15 protein-coding genes, 5 tRNA genes and 1 pseudogene are annotated in these 17,455 nt (G+C 66.5%); 11 read left to right on the forward strand and 10 right to left on the reverse strand.

Annotation, left to right across the window (positions count from 1 at the left end; genetic code table 11):
* Nucleotides 1–22: 22 nt before the first annotated feature.
* Together ACIRRA_RS05580 and ACIRRA_RS05585 are read right to left on the reverse strand one after the other, a co-directional pair.
* Nucleotides 23–895, reverse strand: a complete 873-nt coding sequence (locus ACIRRA_RS05580; RefSeq protein WP_402763476.1) for a DMT family transporter — start codon at nucleotides 893–895, stop codon at nucleotides 23–25.
* Between the two features lie 302 nt (nucleotides 896–1,197).
* Complete coding sequence (locus ACIRRA_RS05585) at nucleotides 1,198–1,881, reverse strand: CPBP family intramembrane glutamic endopeptidase (protein ID WP_402763479.1); 684 nt, start codon at nucleotides 1,879–1,881, stop codon at nucleotides 1,198–1,200.
* A 127-nt stretch (nucleotides 1,882–2,008) separates the two neighbouring features.
* Between ACIRRA_RS05585 and ACIRRA_RS05590 the strand changes: the two genes are divergently transcribed.
* Nucleotides 2,009–3,754 carry an amidohydrolase family protein gene (locus ACIRRA_RS05590; RefSeq protein WP_402763482.1) on the forward strand — a complete coding sequence of 582 codons (1,746 nt, stop codon included), beginning with the start codon at nucleotides 2,009–2,011 and terminating at the stop codon, nucleotides 3,752–3,754.
* Nucleotides 3,755–3,884: 130 nt separating this feature from the next.
* Here the strand turns inward: ACIRRA_RS05590 and ACIRRA_RS05595 are convergent, their stop codons facing one another.
* Nucleotides 3,885–4,931 (reverse strand): fused (3R)-hydroxyacyl-ACP dehydratase subunits HadA/HadB, encoded by a 1,047-nt coding sequence (locus ACIRRA_RS05595; protein ID WP_402763485.1) that lies wholly within the window; start codon nucleotides 4,929–4,931, stop codon nucleotides 3,885–3,887.
* A 340-nt stretch (nucleotides 4,932–5,271) separates the two neighbouring features.
* Here ACIRRA_RS05595 and ACIRRA_RS05600 point away from each other — a divergent pair.
* Nucleotides 5,272–5,397 (forward strand): annotated as a pseudogene (locus ACIRRA_RS05600) (LysR family transcriptional regulator); the annotation flags it as partial.
* Nucleotides 5,398–5,429: 32 nt separating this feature from the next.
* Entirely contained in the window at nucleotides 5,430–5,735 is a 306-nt protein-coding gene (locus tag ACIRRA_RS05605; protein WP_402763488.1) for an FUSC family protein, read from the forward strand.
* A 56-nt stretch (nucleotides 5,736–5,791) separates the two neighbouring features.
* On the opposite strand, the gene ACIRRA_RS05610 is transcribed toward ACIRRA_RS05605, so the two are convergent.
* The 4 genes from ACIRRA_RS05610 to ACIRRA_RS05625 form a co-directional block, all read right to left on the reverse strand.
* Nucleotides 5,792–8,089 (reverse strand): FdhF/YdeP family oxidoreductase, encoded by a 2,298-nt coding sequence (locus ACIRRA_RS05610; RefSeq protein ID WP_402763491.1) that lies wholly within the window; start codon nucleotides 8,087–8,089, stop codon nucleotides 5,792–5,794.
* Between the two features lie 236 nt (nucleotides 8,090–8,325).
* A tRNA-Val gene (locus ACIRRA_RS05615) sits at nucleotides 8,326–8,400 on the reverse strand.
* Between the two features lie 25 nt (nucleotides 8,401–8,425).
* Nucleotides 8,426–8,496, reverse strand: a tRNA-Cys gene (locus ACIRRA_RS05620).
* 23 nt (nucleotides 8,497–8,519) lie between these two features.
* Nucleotides 8,520–8,592: transfer RNA gene (locus ACIRRA_RS05625), tRNA-Gly, on the reverse strand.
* A 357-nt stretch (nucleotides 8,593–8,949) separates the two neighbouring features.
* Between ACIRRA_RS05625 and ACIRRA_RS05630 the strand changes: the two genes are divergently transcribed.
* The 4 genes from ACIRRA_RS05630 (at nucleotide 8,950) to ACIRRA_RS05645 (ending at nucleotide 11,377) form a co-directional block, all read left to right on the forward strand.
* A tRNA-Val gene (locus ACIRRA_RS05630) sits at nucleotides 8,950–9,021 on the forward strand.
* A 306-nt stretch (nucleotides 9,022–9,327) separates the two neighbouring features.
* Nucleotides 9,328–9,450, forward strand: a complete 123-nt coding sequence (locus ACIRRA_RS05635) for a winged helix-turn-helix transcriptional regulator (protein ID WP_402763494.1) — start codon at nucleotides 9,328–9,330, stop codon at nucleotides 9,448–9,450.
* 127 nt (nucleotides 9,451–9,577) lie between these two features.
* Entirely contained in the window at nucleotides 9,578–10,354 is a 777-nt protein-coding gene (locus ACIRRA_RS05640; RefSeq protein WP_402763497.1) for an ROK family protein, read from the forward strand.
* A gap of 240 nt (nucleotides 10,355–10,594) precedes the next feature.
* A complete protein-coding gene (locus ACIRRA_RS05645; RefSeq protein WP_402763500.1) occupies nucleotides 10,595–11,377 on the forward strand; it encodes a maleylpyruvate isomerase family mycothiol-dependent enzyme in 783 nt (260 codons plus the stop codon).
* 134 nt (nucleotides 11,378–11,511) lie between these two features.
* Here ACIRRA_RS05645 and ACIRRA_RS05650 read toward each other — a convergent pair whose 3' ends face one another.
* On the reverse strand, nucleotides 11,512–11,811 hold the full coding sequence (locus ACIRRA_RS05650) for an alpha/beta fold hydrolase (protein ID WP_402763503.1): 300 nt from the start codon (nucleotides 11,809–11,811) through the stop codon (nucleotides 11,512–11,514).
* Nucleotides 11,812–12,292: 481 nt separating this feature from the next.
* On the opposite strand from ACIRRA_RS05650, the gene ACIRRA_RS05655 reads away from it, so the two are divergent.
* Entirely contained in the window at nucleotides 12,293–13,675 is a 1,383-nt protein-coding gene (locus tag ACIRRA_RS05655) for a wax ester/triacylglycerol synthase domain-containing protein (protein ID WP_402763506.1), read from the forward strand.
* Nucleotides 13,614–14,258: an FHA domain-containing protein gene (locus ACIRRA_RS05660; RefSeq protein ID WP_402763720.1), complete on the forward strand. Its 645-nt coding sequence runs from the start codon at nucleotides 13,614–13,616 to the stop codon at nucleotides 14,256–14,258. Before ACIRRA_RS05655 ends, ACIRRA_RS05660 begins: the two co-directional genes overlap by 62 nt.
* Nucleotides 14,259–14,307: 49 nt before the next feature.
* Here the strand turns inward: ACIRRA_RS05660 and ACIRRA_RS05665 are convergent, their stop codons facing one another.
* The gene (locus tag ACIRRA_RS05665) at nucleotides 14,308–14,532 is read right to left on the reverse strand and encodes a hypothetical protein (protein WP_402763509.1); all 225 of its coding nucleotides are present in this window, start codon (nucleotides 14,530–14,532) and stop codon (nucleotides 14,308–14,310) included.
* Nucleotides 14,533–14,900: 368 nt separating this feature from the next.
* Between ACIRRA_RS05665 and ACIRRA_RS05670 the strand changes: the two genes are divergently transcribed.
* Nucleotides 14,901–16,139 carry a cytochrome P450 gene (locus ACIRRA_RS05670; protein WP_402763512.1) on the forward strand — a complete coding sequence of 413 codons (1,239 nt, stop codon included), beginning with the start codon at nucleotides 14,901–14,903 and terminating at the stop codon, nucleotides 16,137–16,139.
* Nucleotides 16,140–16,213: 74 nt separating this feature from the next.
* Here the strand turns inward: ACIRRA_RS05670 and ACIRRA_RS05675 are convergent, their stop codons facing one another.
* Entirely contained in the window at nucleotides 16,214–16,516 is a 303-nt protein-coding gene (locus tag ACIRRA_RS05675) for a hypothetical protein (protein ID WP_402763515.1), read from the reverse strand.
* Nucleotides 16,517–16,825: 309 nt separating this feature from the next.
* Here ACIRRA_RS05675 and ACIRRA_RS05680 point away from each other — a divergent pair.
* A tRNA-Val gene (locus tag ACIRRA_RS05680) sits at nucleotides 16,826–16,897 on the forward strand.
* The last annotated feature ends 558 nt before the right edge of the window (nucleotides 16,898–17,455 follow it).

Raw genomic sequence — 17,455 nt, forward strand, 5'->3', positions numbered from 1 at the left:
ATTTCGGGCGTGGCGGCGATGGTCAGCCGGTGACGGGCTGGCGTTCGGGTGCGGGGGCGGCCTGGGCGCGGGAAAGGCGCACCGCCGCAACGCACATGACGAAGACCGCCGCGGCGACGAAGGCGGTGCCGATGGGGCCGGAGCGCAGCCGCTCGTCGAGGACCGTCATGCCGAGGAAGGCCGCGCCCAGCGGTTCGGCCACGGTGAAGGCCGGCAGGGAAGCCGACAGTGGGCCGACCTGATAGCCGCGCTGTTGCACGTACAGGCCGACCATGCCGCACGCGACCAGGACGTAGAGCTCCCAGCTGGTCAGTGCGGTGCCGATGCCGACCCGGAACAGTCGGGTGACATTCTCGGTGAGAGCGGCGGAGATGCCGAACAGCAGACCTGCGGCCGTGCCCAGCAGCAGGGCCTGCAGGGTCGGCACCTTCACTGTGGTTGCCACCGCGATGCCAGCGACGATCGCACCCAGCGTCAGCCCCAGCGGCAGCATCCATCGATGCCAGGGCGCGTCGGTCACCCCCTGGGTCGGTTCCCCGACCACCAGAAAGCAGGCCAGCGCGATCGACAGCGCCGCCGCCTGTATCCACATCTCCGCCGTCACCCGGCGTCGGCTGTAGTGCGCGGCCAGCGGCAACGCGAACACCAGCGCTGTCACCAGAATCGGCTGGACCACCAGCACCGAGCCCAGCGCCAGCGCCGCCACCTGGAACGCGAAACCGCCCGCGTCCCCGAGCAAACCCGCCAACCACCGCGGATTCCGAATCAACTTGGCCAGCAGCGCACCCCCTTCGGGCACATCCGCCGCGGCCCGCTGCTGTGCCACCGCCGACACCGCGAACAAGATCGCACCGATGAACGCGCAGACCACCGCTGCCACAGGTAGATTTCCCACCCGGTCAGTCTGCCCGACCAGCCCATGCTGGTCGGTCGCCAGGGGTCTCCTACCACCAGCGGAATGTGAGGCGGTCGCCAGAAGGTAGCCGTCAGCGGCCGATTTCCTCGGCCCAGGCTTGCGGGTCGGCCATGAATCGCCGCGTTCGTCGGCTGAGCCGGACCTGGCGCGCAGCAGGGGTCGGATCGGTGGTTGATGAAGGTGGCCACATCGTCGCGGGCTGTTGCGCATCGCCCGCACCACAGCGGCGCTGCCGGCCTTCGTGCTCATCATCACCGTGGTGTCCAGCCCGAACCGTCGTGTCAGGCGGTTCTGGTGGCTCCCAACTGAATTCGGGCAGCCGGGGCGGCGCCGTGATAGAAGTACCGTCCCAGCCCGACGGAGAACACCAGCATCCCGTACAGCGCATGCTCGACCGAGGCGGTGAACAGCGACTGTGTCCGCATGTACCGCGCGGCGAACAACCACCCGCCGACGCTGCTCGCCGCCACGGAGAACCAGCTTCCGAATACGATGTGCACGTAGCCGAATGCCGCGGCACTGGCCGCCACCATCGCCCGCCCGTCACCGAACACCGGCTGGTAGCGGTGGAACAGGAACGACCGGAAGATCAACTCCTGCGGATACACGCTCAGGGCGGGATACAGCACCATCACCGCCAGCCAGATCAGCGGATTCCGCCGCGGCAGATCGAACAGATCCTCCCGCCGCAGCGCCGCGGTGACGGCGGTCAGCGCCACCGCGTTGGCCGCGGCGGTCACCGCCATGGACCGCGCCTGCTCGGGGAACGCCTCCGCCCGCCACAGCGACCCCCGATCGAATCCCTTCGACCGCCGCAGGTATACCGTCACCCCGGTCCCCAGCACCAGCAGCGCCGGAATCGGCGGCTTCCCCCGCAGTACCGCGTTGTACAGGGTCGTCCCGCCGAAGAACAACGCCGCGTACTCGGCGGCCAGATAAACCTGCCGCCATCGCCGAATCCTCATGGGCTACACCATAATTTCCCGCGCGTGAACGCGCTGATCAGAACCGATTCTCCCGATTCGCACTTCGCTGACTCAATGTCTAGTTAGTCTGTGCAGTGTTAGTGAATCTGGATTGCTAGGACCTCTCGTGGGCTACTCACTCATCATCGGCAACGGCACGATCGTCGACGGGACCGGAGCGGAACCGTATCCGGCCGACATCGCGGTGGAGAACGGACGGATCGCGGTGATCGCCGCGCCCGGGGCGCTCGCGAACACGCCGGCGCAGAACCGGATCGATGCGACGGGGCTGCTGGTCACCCCGGGCTTCGTGGACATCCACACGCATTACGACGGGCAGATCACCTGGGACCCACAGCTCACGCCCAGCTGCTGGCACGGTGTCACGACCGTGGTGATGGGGAACTGCGGGGTCGGGTTCGCTCCGGTCACGCCGGAGAAGCGGGAGTGGCTGATCGGGCTGATGGAGGGCGTCGAGGACATTCCGGGCGCGGCGCTGTCGACCGGAATCCGGTGGGACTGGCAGTCTTTCCCACAATTCCTCGACGCGCTGGACCGGCTGCCGCTGGCCATCGACGTCGGCACCCAGGTGCCGCACGGCGCGGTGCGCGCGTACGTGATGGGGGAGCGGGGCGCGAAGAACGATCCGGCCTCGCCCGAGGACATCGCCATGATGGCCAAACTGGTGCGCGAGGGCATCGAGGCCGGAGCACTGGGCTTTTCGACCTCACGCACGATCGTGCACCGCGCCATCGACGGCGAACCCGTGCCCGGCACCTTCGCGGCCGAGGAGGAACTGTTCGGCATCGGCCAGGCGCTGGCCGACGCGGGCGCGGGCGTCTTCGAACTCGCCCCCGCCGGCATCATGGGCGAAGACCTCGCCGCACCGGATCGCGAACTGGCCTGGATGCTGCGCCTTGCCGAACAGACCGGCCGCACAGTGAGTTTCGGTCTCCTCCAGCACGACGGTGCGCCCGACGACTGGAAACGCCTGCTGGACGCGGCCGCCGCCGCCTTCGACTCCGGAATCCCGGTGCGCCCACAGGTTTCCGCGCGCCCACTGGGCCTGCTGATCGGCCTGCAGACCTTCAACCCGTTCTCGTTCCGGCCCTCCTACCAGGCCGCGGTCGAACGCGCGGGACAGAACCTGGACGCCCTCGTGGCCGAACTCCGCGATCCGGCACTGCGCGACACGATCCTGACCGAGGCCGATCTCCCCGACAATCCGATGGCCTTCATCAGCATGGGCCTCGACCGCACGTTCACCCTCGGTGACCCGCCCGACTACGAACCGGACCCGGAAGCCAGCCTGGGCGGCGACGCCGCCCGCGCCGGTGTCGAACCGTTCCGCTACATCTATGACCAGCTGCTCTCCCGCGACGGCCGGGCACTGTTCTACCGCCCGCTGCTCAACTACTCCCGCTTCACGCAGGATCCGATTCGCGAGATGCTCCTGCATCAGGCCACCGCGGTGGGTCTCGGCGACGGCGGCGCGCATGTCGGTGCGATCTGCGACGCCTCCAACACCACCTACCTGCTCACCCACTGGGCGCGCGATCGTGCGCGGGGCGAACGCATTCCGCTAGCCTTGGCGGTCCGGAAGATGACCTACGACACCGCCCAGATGTACGGCCTGGACGACCGCGGCGTCATCGCCATCGGCAAGAAAGCTGACCTCAATGTGATCGATTTCGAGGCGCTGCGCCTGCTGCCGCCCGCCATGGCCTACGACCTTCCCGGCGGTGCTCGCCGATTGCTGCAGCGCGCCGAAGGCTATCGTGCGACGATCGTTTCCGGCGAGGTCGTGCTCCGCGACGGCGAGGACACCGGCGCACGCCCGGGAGCCCTCATCCGCTCGCAGCGTTCACGCTGACCACCGGACATGGCCGCCCGCGTTCACTTTTCGAGGAGCGGTGAACGCCCTACCTCGAGCCCGATGACTGCAGCAGGTAGGTGATATCGGCCTCGCCCGTTCTGGGTGACGTGACGTCGGCCGGGCCGGATCAGCTCAGCTGGACCACGGCGGTGGCGCGGCCGAATACCTTGCGGCCCTCGTGCGTTGCCGTGATCGTGACCGCGGCGGTGCCGGCCACCGGATCGATCGACTTGACCTTGCCGGTGAATTCGATCGCGGTCGGCCCGTCGCTGCCCACGTAGACCGGATTGCTCATGCGCACACTCAGCTGCTTCAGCGCGCCCGGATCACCTAGCCAGGACGTGACGAAGGCTCCGGCATAAGCCATGGTGAGCATGCCGTGCGCGACCACGCCACGCTCCAGACCCACCATGCGGGCGGCGTCGGGGTGCCAATGGATCGGGTTCGCGTCGCCCGCCACCCCCGCGTAGCGGACCAGATCGCCGATGGTGAGAAAGACTGTGCGACTGGGTAACTCGTCGCATTCGTGGACCGAGCCGACCGCCCGCGAGTAGGTGCTCCGGTACGTGGCCGGGGTGGGGATCCAGTCGACGAGCTCGACCTGCTCGGGCGAATTCCGCACGAAGGTGTCCATCCCGCGGTGCACCAGCGCTCCGATCCGCTGTGCCACCTCCACGCTGTGTTCGGACCGCTCCGATCGCGCGATCATGCTGGTCGTCCCCGTGACCACCGCCTCGCCCCGCTGATCGGTGACGACATTCTCGAACACCAGCATGTCCCCGCCGAACGCTTGGCGAAACGACTGCAGCAAGACATTGCTGGTCAATCGATCCCCGACCAGAACCGGCCGATGGAACTCCAGCACCTGATCCGTGTGTACCGAAGCCCGCAGGTCGTAACCCAACAGCAGCTCGCTCATCCCGTGCAGCACCGGCCCGCCCAGCAGCGCCACGAATGTCGGCGAAGCCGGCAACGCCGAATACCCCAGCGCGGCCGCGGACACGTCATCCCAATGCGCCGCATGTTCATCCTGAACCGCTGCCGCGAACTCCAGCACCTTCTCGCGCCCGACCTCGTAGTACCCGTCCAGCCGGAACCGCCGCCCCGATATCTTCCGCGCAGATTCGATCACATCGAACCCGTCTCGGATACCCACGCCGACCCTGGCGTTCATTACACCACCTCCTCCACGAACCGAAGCGAACGATCTCGAGTCATCGATGTAGTGCAACAGCCGAGTGGTCCGGCGAACCCCGGTTCGATCGAACATGAGTCGAGCGAAACCCGTAACGGCGTGACAAGGCAGAGTAACCAACCTGCGCCCACTTTTGTCGCATCGACCCCGAAACGGACAAAGACCCCCGAGTGAGTCGACGGCTCGGCGACGGCAGTGATTCCGAGTCGATGCCCAGCGAAGGATGCGGGCCGCCGACCGATCACCGATACCGCACGACAGCGGCCCATGAAACGAATCGGCCGCAGGCACCAGAGGATCGGCGTGATCGAATAGGGCCATGTTGTTCCGCCAGCTCGAGTATTTCGTCGCGCTCGCGCGGGAGCGTCATTTCGCGCGGGCGGCCGCCTGCTACGTTTCGCAACCGGCGTTGTCGGAGGCGATACGCAAACTGGAGGACGGACTTTCGTCGGCCTGGCCGCCACCGCGGTCCTACTGTTGCCGCATCTGCCCGCGGCGCTGCTCGGTGTGCTGGTCTTGCTGCTGCTGATTCCCACCGAACTGTTCATGGCCAGCAATTACGCTCTCGCACTGGGCTTCTTCACCCCGCTGATCATGGTGATGACCGACCTCGCCGCGCCCGCCGACCCGGTTCGGCTACTTCTCGATCGCGGAACGGACACCATCCTGGGGGTGGGTATCGGTATCGGCGTGGCGATCGCCACCCGGCCACGGACGATTCCCGGGGCGTCGCAGCCCGAACTCCCGGCCGAGGCTCGGGACGGCGTCGCGCCGGGGCCCTAACCTCGCCCGTGAGCCGAATATCGAAAGCCTTGTATTCGGGGTTCGTCGATGCCCGGTCAGCGTCCCGAGGCCTCGACGCGTACGTTGACATTCTTCATGATCGGCTGGTCACTCTGGGTGCTGTAGTCGCCGATCGCGCACAGCACATTCATCTCCGGCATGTACCCGGCCGCGCAACCGCGCGGAATGTCGTAGGGAATGACCTTGTAGCGGCTCAACTTCCGGGTGCTGCCGTCACGGGCGATGCTGGTGATGTCGACCTCGTCGAACTCCCTGAGCCCACGCTCGCGCATATCGTCGGCGTTCATGAAGATCAGGGTGCGCAGATTCTTGATACCCCGGTAGCGATCGTTGTCCGAATAGATGGTGGTGTTCCACTGATCGTGTGAGCGCATGGTCGCCAGCGTCAGCACATCCGCGTTCTGGGCCGGTTGCGGCAGCGGGGCCGCGGAGAACTCCGCGCGTCCCGACGGCGTGCGGAAGACGAGTTCGCGTGCGGGCTGGCGGATCCGGAACCCGAGCGGCAACCGCACCCGCCGGTTGAAGTCCTCGAATCCATCCAGGACGGCGGCCATGGTCTCGCGGATGCGGTCATAGTCGTCGACGTAGTCCTGCCAGGGGGTGCGGCTGTCGGGCAGCGCGGCCCGCGCGATCCCGGCGATGATCGCTGGTTCGGAGAGCAGATGCGTGGACGCGGGCTTCTTCATGCCGGTCGACAGATGCACCATGCTCATCGAGTCCTCCACCGAGGTGGACTGGATCCCGTTGCGCTGCATGTCCTTCTCGGTGCGGCCCAGGCAGGGGAGGATGAGCGCACGGCGTCCGTGCACCAGATGGCTGCGATTGAGTTTGGTGCTGACGTGAACCGTCAACTCGCAGTTGCGCAATGCTTCGAAGGTGTAGGCGGTGTCCGGCGCGGCGAGCGCGAAGTTCCCGCCCATGCCGACGAACACCGTCACCCGCCCGGCGGTCATCGCCTCGATGGTGGCGACCGTGTCCAGGCCGTGCGCGCGCGGTGGCTCGATGCCGCACACCTGGCCGAGCCGGTCCAGGAACGCCTCGGTGGGCCGATGGTCGATGCCACAGGTGCGGTTGCCCTGCACATTGCTGTGCCCGCGCACCGGTGACGGACCCGCGCCCTCGCGGCCCAGATTGCCGCGGAGCAGGAGCAGGTTCACGATCTCGCGCACCGTGTCGACGCCGTGCTCGTGCTGCGTGACTCCCAGACACCAGCTGACGATGGTGCGGTCGGCGGCACGGTAGATGTCCACCGCCGCGCGAATTCGCGCTTCGCTGACCCCGGACAGCTGTTCGATCTCGGCCCACGAGGTGGCCTCGCAGATCGCGCGATAGGCGTCGAACCCGCTGGTGTAGCGGTCGATGAATTCGTGGTCCAGCGCCTTCGGATCCGACTTCGATTGCTCCAGAACGGCTTTGGCCATACCCCGGAGCAGGGCCATATCGCCGCCGATGCGGGGCTGCAGGTTCAGGTTGCTGGTCGGAGTGGCCCGGAAGGTGGCCATCGCGAGGAATTCGTGCGGGATGATCGCCTTGCGCGCAGCGGCCTCGACCAGCGGGTTGATGTGCACGATCCGTGCGCCTCGCTTGTGGGCCTCGACCAGCGCCGTCAGCATGCGCGGCGCGTTCGACGCCGCGTTGACCCCCAGGATGAACAGCGCGTCCGCAGCTTCCCAATCCTTCAGATCGACTGTGCCCTTGGCGGTTCCGAGCGAGGCCTGCAACGCGCGACCGCTGGCTTCGTGGCACATGTTCGAGCAGTCCGGCAGGTTATTGGTGCCGAGCTCCCGCGCGAGCAGCTGATACAGGAACGTGGCCTCGTTGCCGAGTCGGCCGGAGGTGTAGAACGCCGCCCGATTCGGATCGTCCAGCTCCCGCAGCGCGCGCCCGGCCATCTCGAACGCGTCCGGCCAGGAGATAGGAACGTAGCGGTCGGTATCGGGGTCGTAGCTCATCGGTTCCGTCAGCCGGCCCTGGTTCTCCAGGTCGAACTCGCTCCACGCCGACAGTCCCGTGACGGTATGGGCCGCAAAGAATTCGCGCCCGACGCGCTTGTGGGTCATCTCCCAGGTGACGTGCTTGATGCCGTTCTCGCAGATGTCGAGATGCAGGCCCTTCAGGTCGTCGGGCCACGCGCACCCGGGACAGTCGAAGCCGCTGTTCTCGTGGTTCATCTTCAGGATCGCGCGCGGTCCGACGATCGGCTCGCCCTCGCGGGCCAGGAATCCGGCCACGCTCTTGGCCGCACCCCAGCCGGCCGCGGGGTGATGGTAGGAGTGAAAAGCGGGTTCGTGCTCGTCGCTGTCGCCAACGCTCTCGGGTGAAACCGTGGCCATCACGCTTCCCTTCGACGATCCGATGATCCGACCGGGCCGGGCCCGTAACTGTCCTCATCCTCGCCACTGCTCGCCGATGACGTCCAAGACGTATCAACGAATAAACGATAGATCTCGCCGATCACCGCACGCGGGCGCCCCGCCGATTTCTCGCGATGCCCATCCGCAGCAGAGCCCCGCCATGCCCGAGACAGCAGAAAGGCCCGGCGTGAGCCGGGCCCGATCTGTATGAAATATGGTGCGCGATACTGGGATTGAACCAGTGACCTCTTCCGTGTCAGGGAAGCGCTCTCCCGCTGAGCTAATCGCGCGGGTCTTTTGCTCTTCAAAAAGAAGAGGCGGCGACGGGAATCGAACCCGTGTGCACGGCTTTGCAGGCCGTTGCCTCACCACTCGGCCACACCGCCAAGCAGGCCGTGTTGGCCTCTCGAGCGGATGACGGGATTCGAACCCGCGACCCTCACCTTGGCAAGGTGATGCGCTACCAGCTGCGCTACATCCGCATTTCGTCCCGGGCGCCTTTCGGCTGTCCCGCTGACGAGAGAGAACATTAGCCGACGATCTGCGCAGGTAACAAATCGCCTGGTAGGAGGGGGTAAATCTGAACTACAGGCATGTAGTTCCGCCGGTCGTCCGGGACGGGGAGGACCGGGCGGGCAGGAATCGCCATCCATCCAAACCCGCCGGGGCGACGGGCCCGTGTCGCCCCGGCAACGCGCTGGTGAAGCCTCACCCATCACACAGCCCCCAGAAACCTCAGTTTTACGCTGTTGTGCACGCGATTTGGTGTGACAGCAACGGGGTGTGTAATCTTCATTCTCGTTCGAGCGGCACCGCAAAAGTCGGCCCGAACAACCCGCGGTTCTATAGCTCAGCGGGAGAGCACTCGCTTCACACGCGAGGGGTCGCTGGTTCGATCCCAGCTAGAACCACTCGAATCGAATGGCCGGTCTGCCACAGGCAGACCGGCCATTTTTGTATGCTGTGGATGCGGCCGTTGCTCGAATCTTCACTGTGACAACAACATTCGGAACTAGCGGTGGTAGTGGTGCCGGCCGGGGGGTCAGTGGCGGCGTGCGGAGCCGGCCGGTGCCCAGAAGTGCCTCGAGCTCGCCGGCCGCGAGCCCGCCGGGGGCGGATGCCGCTGTGGCGTCGGGGCACGGCGCGGACCAGTAAGACGCATCCGGGGGCGGCTAGGGAGCGGACGGTGGCGGCCCAGCCGGGGTGTCCGGGCTGCCGTGCAGGCGGAGATCACCCCGCGCGTGGAGTACACGCTGACCGAGCGTGGCCGGGCGGTCGAGCCGGTGATCGCGGCCCTCGCCGCGTGGGGTGGTGGAACGTCCTTGGCCGAGCAGCTCTGAGTCCGGCCTCTTTTCGACATGCCAACCCCCTCGCGGCGGGCGCACGATAGACGGGAGGCCACCGATGGACGGTTGACGTGCCGCGGCCTGCCGGTCGCGGTCGATCGGGAGATACGGAGGTTGCGACATGACGAGAACCGCGCAGCGGCAGGACACGACCTCGGTGCCGACGACCCTTGCTATCGATGTCGGCGGTACCGGATTGAAGGCCGCGGTGCTGGACGCCAATGGCGATTTGAGTTCGGAGAAGGTGCGCGTCGAGACACCCCGGCCTGCCTATCCGGATGTGCTGATCGCCGCGGTCGCCGATCTGGTGCGTCCATTGCTGCCCGTCGACCGGGTATCGGTCGGATTCCCCGGAATGGTGCGGGCGGGGCGGGTCTATTCGGCGCCCAATCTGGTGCGATCACGGCCACCCGAGGACGAACTCGACCCCGGTGCGGTCGCGGCCTGGTCGGGGTTCGCATTGACCGAGGCGCTGGAAACCGAACTCGGGGCGCCGGTCAAGGTGGCCAACGACGCGGATATGCAGGGCGCCGCGGCGATTCGCGGCAGCGGCCTGGAAATGGTGGTGACCCTCGGGACCGGATTCGGGACGGCACTGTTCTACGAGGGCAAGCTCATCCCGCACCTGGAGTTCGCGCATCATCCGTTCCGCCACGGCGAAAGCTACGACGAACAGCTCGGCGACGAGACCCGCCGGCGAATCGGCGCCAAGAAGTGGAATCGTCGTGTCGCGCTCGCGGTGGCAACCCTGGACGCACTGGTGTTTTTCGACCACCTGTACCTAGGTGGCGGCAACGCGCGCCATGTCACCGTCGATCTGGGCCCCAAGGTGACCACGGTCGACAACCTGGCCGGCATCCTCGGCGGCTTCCGCCTATGGGATTGTGCGCCGAGCTGAGTTGCGCTGGTGCGCCGCGGATCACGCGGACGGGCCGGGCGGTGGCAGGTGTGTGGGTAACCACCCGGCTGTGCGCTGACCGCTTGACAGCACCCCATAGAAGAGTCTTCGGCCTTCGTGATTCGAATGGCTCGAGTGGGCGCGCTCAGCCGGGAATCACATACATCGTGCACGATGGAACCGGGGTAGGCTGACCAGTCTGTCTACTGCCTCATGAATAAGCGCCCAGGGAGGCCCACCATGCCCACCCCGCAGTTATCCGTCTCCGGGAACCCGTCCCGGCGTATCGCGGTAGCCGATCAGACCGAGCGTCTATGCACACTTGTTCGGGACGCGGACCTGTCCACCCCGGTCCCCACTTGCCCCGGCTGGACATTGGCCGACCTGATCCAGCACGTAGGCAGCGTGCAACGCTGGTTCTCGGTCCTGCTCCAACTGCGCGTTCAGGGGCCGCCCAAGAGCCGGGAGGTGGATCTCCATCTGCCCGAGCGCCCAGAGTTGTTGCCGGACTGGCTTGCCGCAAGCGCGGCCGTGGCAATCCACACCTTCGAAAGCATGGACCCCGACCTGCCCATGTGGGCTTGGGGCGAGGACCAGCACGCCCGATTTTGGGTCCGGCGCATGCTGTTCGAAACACTCGTACATCGTGCGGATGCCGAACTGGCCCTTGGCATCACGCCCGAGATCGCACCCGGCACCGCCGCCGATGGCGTGGACGAATTCCTGGTCAACTTGCCCTACGCTGGACTGTTCGCCCCCGGCGTCAAAGAAATGCGCGGCCGCGGCGAGACCATCCGGTTCAAAGCTATCGATGTAGGCGATGAATGGGTGATGCGCCTGCGGCCGGACGGCTTCGGAATCATCGAAACCCCATCGATCATCCCCGCATCGAGCACCATTCGCGGCACCGCGGCAGACCTGCTGCTATTCCTGTACGGTCGGCTGCCGCATACCGCGCCGACCCTGAAAGTGACTGGCGACGAGGCCCTTTTGACTCGCTGGTCGGTGCACTCCAAGTTCTGATCCGCATCCCCGGCAGCCGGGCCCGCAAAGAGGTGGAGGACATGGCGGCTGTGGCCGCCACGACGGTGGGCCGTCGTCGTGGGTGCGTGCTCGGTATGCGCCGGAACCCGCGGCCCGGATCGTTGGTATGTGGCTCATGATCTCGGGAAGTCAGCGAGGGGGCTGGCAGGAGGCTTCGGTGAGGAGACGTTCGAGGCATCGACCCTCGAGTCTCCGAATTCCGGGCCATGCGGCATCGAATCGTAGGCCGTCATGATGGCGACCGCGCCGCCGAACGAGTGACCGATGAGGATGACCGGTCCGACGATGCCCACCGCCCGGATGAAGGCGGCGACCCAGGCCGCAAAGCCGCGCATGCTGGAGTGGCCGGCGGGCCGTTCGCCGGTGCCGCCGAAGCCGGCATGGTCGGCGCGTAGACCCGCATTCCGCGGCACACCAGCTCCTCGAGTGCCGGTCGGTAGGTGCGATTTGCCAGCCCGAATCCGTGCAGCAACACCACGGAGGGACCGGTGCCGCCGACCGGATATCGGATACGGATGCCGTCGGCCGACGCTGTCCGCCTCTGCAGCCCGCTGATATCGGGCCGATTGCCGTGCCGTGGGAGCTCCGTGGTTCGACCGTGTACCTCGGGACCGGCCGCTGCCGAGAGACCGATTTCGTCTGTCGACGCTGGAATGATCCACGACCGCTGGGACCTTCGACTCCTCTTTGGTGGGGCCCGGCTGCTTCGGATCTCTGCAGTTCGAGGACGCTCCGGTGACCTTCTGCCCTCCCGATCACCCGTTCGGTGGAGTCACAGTGAACTGGAGGACATGCTCTGCGGGTACGGGATACGGAGTGCGCCGAGCGGTTCCAGGGTCTCGGATCGGCAGGACCGGCCGACGGCGCGGGCAGTAACTACGGATGGCGCGGACAATGGCTTCACTCGACTCCCATATGACACAGTCGGACCTCTTCACCTGGAGCATGGAGCAGGACCCGAGCCTTCGTTCCACGATCGTGTCGGTGCTGTTGCTGGACGCCGAACCGGACTGGAATCGGTTGCTGTGCACGTTCGATCGGGGGACGCGTGCAGTGCCGAGATTCCGGCATCGGCTGGTTACGGTGCCGTTGGGTCTCGCACCCCCGCGGTGGACGCCGGATCCGGATTTCGACCTGTCGTGGCATGTGCGGCATTTCGACGTGGCGGCCCCCGCCGATCTGTCGTCGGTGCTGGAGTTCGCGCGCACCGAGGCGATGGCAGCGTTCGATCCGGCTCGGCCGCTGTGGCGATTCACCGTGCTCAGCGGTCTCGCCGGTGGCAAGAGCGCCGTTGTCCTGAAGGTGCACCACAGCCTCACCGACGGTCTCGGTAGTATCCAGATCGCCGGTGAGATACTCGATTTCGACCGCGCGGGAACCGAGCGCGCGCAGATTCCGGAGACGGCGCGCGCGAACGGGCGCGGTGTTCTCGGCGATATCGTGGCATGGAACTGGACGGTTGGCGCGGGGCTGGTGCGCGGCGGGCTGTCGATCGTCCTGCCGGCACTCCGGCGGACGGTCACAAAACCGGTCGAAGCGATCAAAGACGGTGCGGCGCTGGCAGGTTCGCTGCTGCGTCTCGCGTACCCCATCACCAGCACCCTGTCGCCACTCATGACCGAACGAACCCTGGGCCGCAGGCTGACGGTATTGGATGTGCCGCTCGACGCCCTGCGGCACGGCGCGCACCTCGCCGGCTGCTCGGTCAACGATGCCTTCCTGGCCGGGGTGCTGATCGGTCTGCGCGCCTATCACGACCGCCACGGCGCGAAGGTGGACCAACTGCGGGTGACCATGCCGATCAGTGTGCGGCGGCCTGCCGATCCGATCGGTGGAAACCGGATCACATTGGCGCGCTTCACTGTTCCGGTCGACAAAGCCACGGCCGTCGACCTGATGCGCGCGCTCGCCGTCACGGTCGAGGGGTGGAAGCGCGAACCGGCGATCCCGTTCTCGAATGCCGTCGCGGCGACCTTCAACCGGCTACCGGTCGGATTGCTCACCGAGATGTTCAAACACGTCGACTTCGTCGCCTCCGACGTCCAGGGCTCTCCGGCAGACCTCTATCTCGCCGGCGCGAAGGTCGATCGGATCTACCCCTTCGGCCCTACCACCGGCACCGCGTTCAACATCACCCTGATCTCACACGTCGACACCTGCTGCATCGGAATCAACTCCGACACCGGGGCTGTTCCCGATCCGGAGGTCCTGACCGATTGCATCGCGGCCGGGTTCCGGACGGTCGCCAACCTCGACGCGGTCCCGCCCGTCCGGTAGCCGCGAGCCCGCCGATGCCACGCCGGAACTGATGACCCTGGCCGCAGAGCACCCGCTGCGCGAGCCGCTCTGGTGCCAGTTGATCTCGGCGCTGTATCTGTGTGGGCGTCAGTCCGATGCGCTGGGCGCCTGCCGGCAGCTGCGCAGCGCGCTCGCGGACGAGCTGGGTATCGACCCGAGCCGCCAGCTGCAGGAGCTCGAGGGCCGGATGCTGCGGCAGGAGCAGCTGCCCGCGCAGGAGGCTGCGGCCGCGACCGCCGCGGTGGCGGTCACGATCATCGACGAACGCTCGCCGTCGGCAACCGCGCAGCTTCGTGACGACACGGGAAACGTCATCCGTCTCGGGTCGAGGGCGCTGTGCATCGGACGTCTGCCGGACAACGACCTGGTGCTCTCGCACGGCAAGGTCAGCCGCCATCATGCGGTCATCGTGGACACCGGCCTGAGCTTCGTGATCCGCGACCTGCGATCGTCGAACGGGGTGTTCGTGCACGGCGAGCGGATCAGCGACAGCGCGGTGCTGTCCGACGGCGACGAAATCCGTATCGGCACCAGTGATTTCGTCTTCGAGCTGGTGGAATAGCCGGTCCATCGGAGATCTCCGATGGACCGGCCATCGTCATGCGGCAGGGCTAGTGGTGCTGCAACTTCCGCTTCATCTCTTTGGTCCGGTCATCGATGTCCGACCGTGCCTGCTGGCCTTCTCGCCTCATGCCTTCGCCCACCCGGTCCATACCACGCTTGGCGTCGTCGGCCAGCCGGTCCGCGTCGCGTTCCATGCGCTGGCTCTGATCCTTCATGCCCTGCTTGGCCTTGCCCGCCATCTGGCTGGGTTTTCGGCCCTTGCGATCAGACATCTCAAACCTCCGCATTGGTAGGTTCCGTCCGAACTACGAGATCGGACGCGGGATGACACCGCGTCCTCCGAATCTCCGTGCGCTGTGCAGCTCCCTTCGCCGCTTCGGCGACGATCACTGACAACCGGATATCGACAGCAACTGTCGAGACAACAATTGCGCCTCGTAAAGCCTGCGACTCCGGATCACCCTTGTCAATGATTTCGTCGAACCCTGGCGGATTCCCCCGGTCACTCGCGCCGCATGGAAAAGAACGCGATGGGCACGCGGGGGAGCGCTCGCGTCGGTAGGGTGACACCTCGGTCCGGGTCCGGGATATGCGGTGTCGGGCGTCGGTGGAGTGCTGCGCAGCATGTGGAGTGGGTTCGATGTCAGAGTCAGTGCCGGCTTCCGGCGGGTATGCCGGGGCGTTCGATGCGGCCGGTGCGCGGGTGCCCATCTACACGCCGGAGTTCGCGGCCGATCCACACCGGGTCTATCGGGAGATGCGGGACAGGTTCGGGGCGTTGGCTCCGGTGGAGTTGGCGCCGGGCGTGCCCGCCACGCTGGTACTCGGATATCGCACGGCGGTAAGGATTCTCAACGATCCGGATCGTTTTCCCGCCGATCCGCGGGAGTGGCAGGCAGGGGTTCCCGCGGACTGTCCGGTGCTGCCGATGATGCAGTGGCGGCCGAATGCCTTGCGTAGTGCGGGAATCGAGCACGCGCGGTACCGGCGGGCCAATACTGCCGGGCTGGCCGGAGTCGATCAGTACGGTCTGCAGGGCACGGTGGGCCGGGTCGCGGTGTCGCTGATCAATGCGTTCTGTGCGTCCGGATCGGCAGATCTGGTGCGCGACTACGCTTTTCCGCTGGCATTCCGGGTGCTCAACCACCTGCTCGGCTGTCCGGTGGACATTGCGGGGCAGGCGGCGGAGGGGTTCCGCGCCATCTTCGAGGGCATCGGCGCCGAACAGGGCAACAAGCTGCTCGCGGACGCTCTGCTGCGGCTCACCCTGCACAAACGAGCGCACCCGGGCGACGACGTCACCACCCGCATGCTCCGCCATCCCGCCGAGCTGGGCGATACCGAAATGGTGCACCAGCTGGCCACGCTCTACGGCGCGGGTATCGAGCCGCAGCAGAATCTGATCGCCAATACGCTGCTGCTGCTCCTCGTGGACGAGCGGTTCCGCGGCAGTGCGCTGGGTGGCAGTCTGTCCACCCGGGACGCGCTCGACGAGGTGCTCTTCGACGATCCCCCGATGGCGAACTTCTGCATCAGCTTCCCGCCCCGGCCTGTTCTCATCGACGACTACTGGCTGCCCGCACATCAGCCGGTCGTGATCAGCATGGCCGCCTGCAATACCGATCCGGCCATCCGTGACAAAGAGCTGGCCGGCAACCGTTCGCATCTCGCCTGGGGTGCGGGCCCGCACTCCTGCCCCGCCAATTCGCTGGCCTATCTGATCGCCCAGGAGGCCGTCGACCAGCTGCTCGACGCCCTCCCGGAAATCCAGCTGGCGGTCCCGGCCCCCGAATTGTCTTGGCGGCCAGGACCATTCCATCGTGCCCTGACCGCCCTCCCGGTCGTCTTCACGCCCTCGCCGCCGCTGCCCGAGCGGTGAGGGTCATTGCGGACCGAGGCCTGGCCAGGTGTGGTGCACTGGCCAGGCCGTCGCGCCGGCGGGGTGGGCAGTCGTCAGTTGATGGAGAAGCTGCCCGCCATCGGGGGCGTGCCGTCCGCTCCGGCGGCCACGGTGCCGATGGGGTCGCCCGAGCAGTCGATGCTGGCGTAGAAGGTGGCGTCCTGGTCGGTCGAGTTCGTCACCGTGGTCGTGTCCAGGTCGGTGAGCTTGATCCGGACGCAACCGGACGGGTCGACGAGAACCCTGCCGTTCGAGACCAGAGTGCCGGTCGACGCGCCCGCGGTCGCGGGCATGAGCACCGCCACCATCCCGGCCACTGCGGCAGCGCCGAGTGCTCCAGCAATACGCAACTTCATAGGTTCCTCCGTCGTGAATCTGCACCCGATCGCTCGGGCACCCTCATCCTGGCAAACTACCGCCGCCCGGGCACCGTGTCGTATCGGGAAAAATACGGCCGTGTTTCGGCGTGCGTCCGTCCTGCCGCTGAAATCGCCCTCACCGACGCGGAATTCGACGCGCTGACCGACGCCGGCCGAGCTGCCCACCGTGCGTGGCAGTGAGCGACGGTGCACCCGATTTGGCATGCCGGTGGGTGAACGCGCTAATGTTCTCTCAGCCGGAGCGGGGAGTCCCCGGGCCGGACAGTCGCCTCGGCGACGAGCTACGGTTCTATAGCTCAGCGGGAGAGCACTCGCTTCACACGCGAGGGGTCGCTGGTTCGATCCCAGCTAGAACCACCCTAGAAGAAGCCGCAGGTCAACGACCTGCGGCTTCTTTCGTTTACGGCTGCAATTCGAAACCGGTGCCTTTGAGCTGCGGAAATGCGACCGGTTGGTGTTTGAACCCAGCAAGGGGTCGTGAGGGCAGGGGCCGGAGTGACTGTCGTGGCCCATGTATGCGAAGGACTGCTACTGCTCGGTGAATAACTGCCCGGCTGTTACGTCTCGCGCGGCAGTTGGTTTGCGGTGCCCGGGAATCGGCCCGGCCGACTATTTCTGCCGAGGAGACTTGTCACCGGGACAGAGTCATCGCCAGCTGCGGCGGCCTTGGCTTGACCGATCGCGAGGGCGATGACCGCGCGGCTGAGTCTTCTCAGGTCTGGTGGTCGGCGCAGGTCGCTCGTTGCGACGATGCGGCGCTGAAATTTCGACGCGCGGCGTTTTCTTCTTCGGTTGTTTCGGCATCGGGGTTTGGTTCGCCGACTGCGCAGATCGGATCACCTGCTGTGTGCTCTTGACTTGTTCGGTTGTCTCCGTTGTAGCAGCGGCGCTATAACCTCAACCGGAATTCCGAAT

This window comes from Nocardia sp. NPDC101769 (genome assembly GCF_044766925.1).
Classification (GTDB): domain Bacteria; phylum Actinomycetota; class Actinomycetes; order Mycobacteriales; family Mycobacteriaceae; genus Nocardia.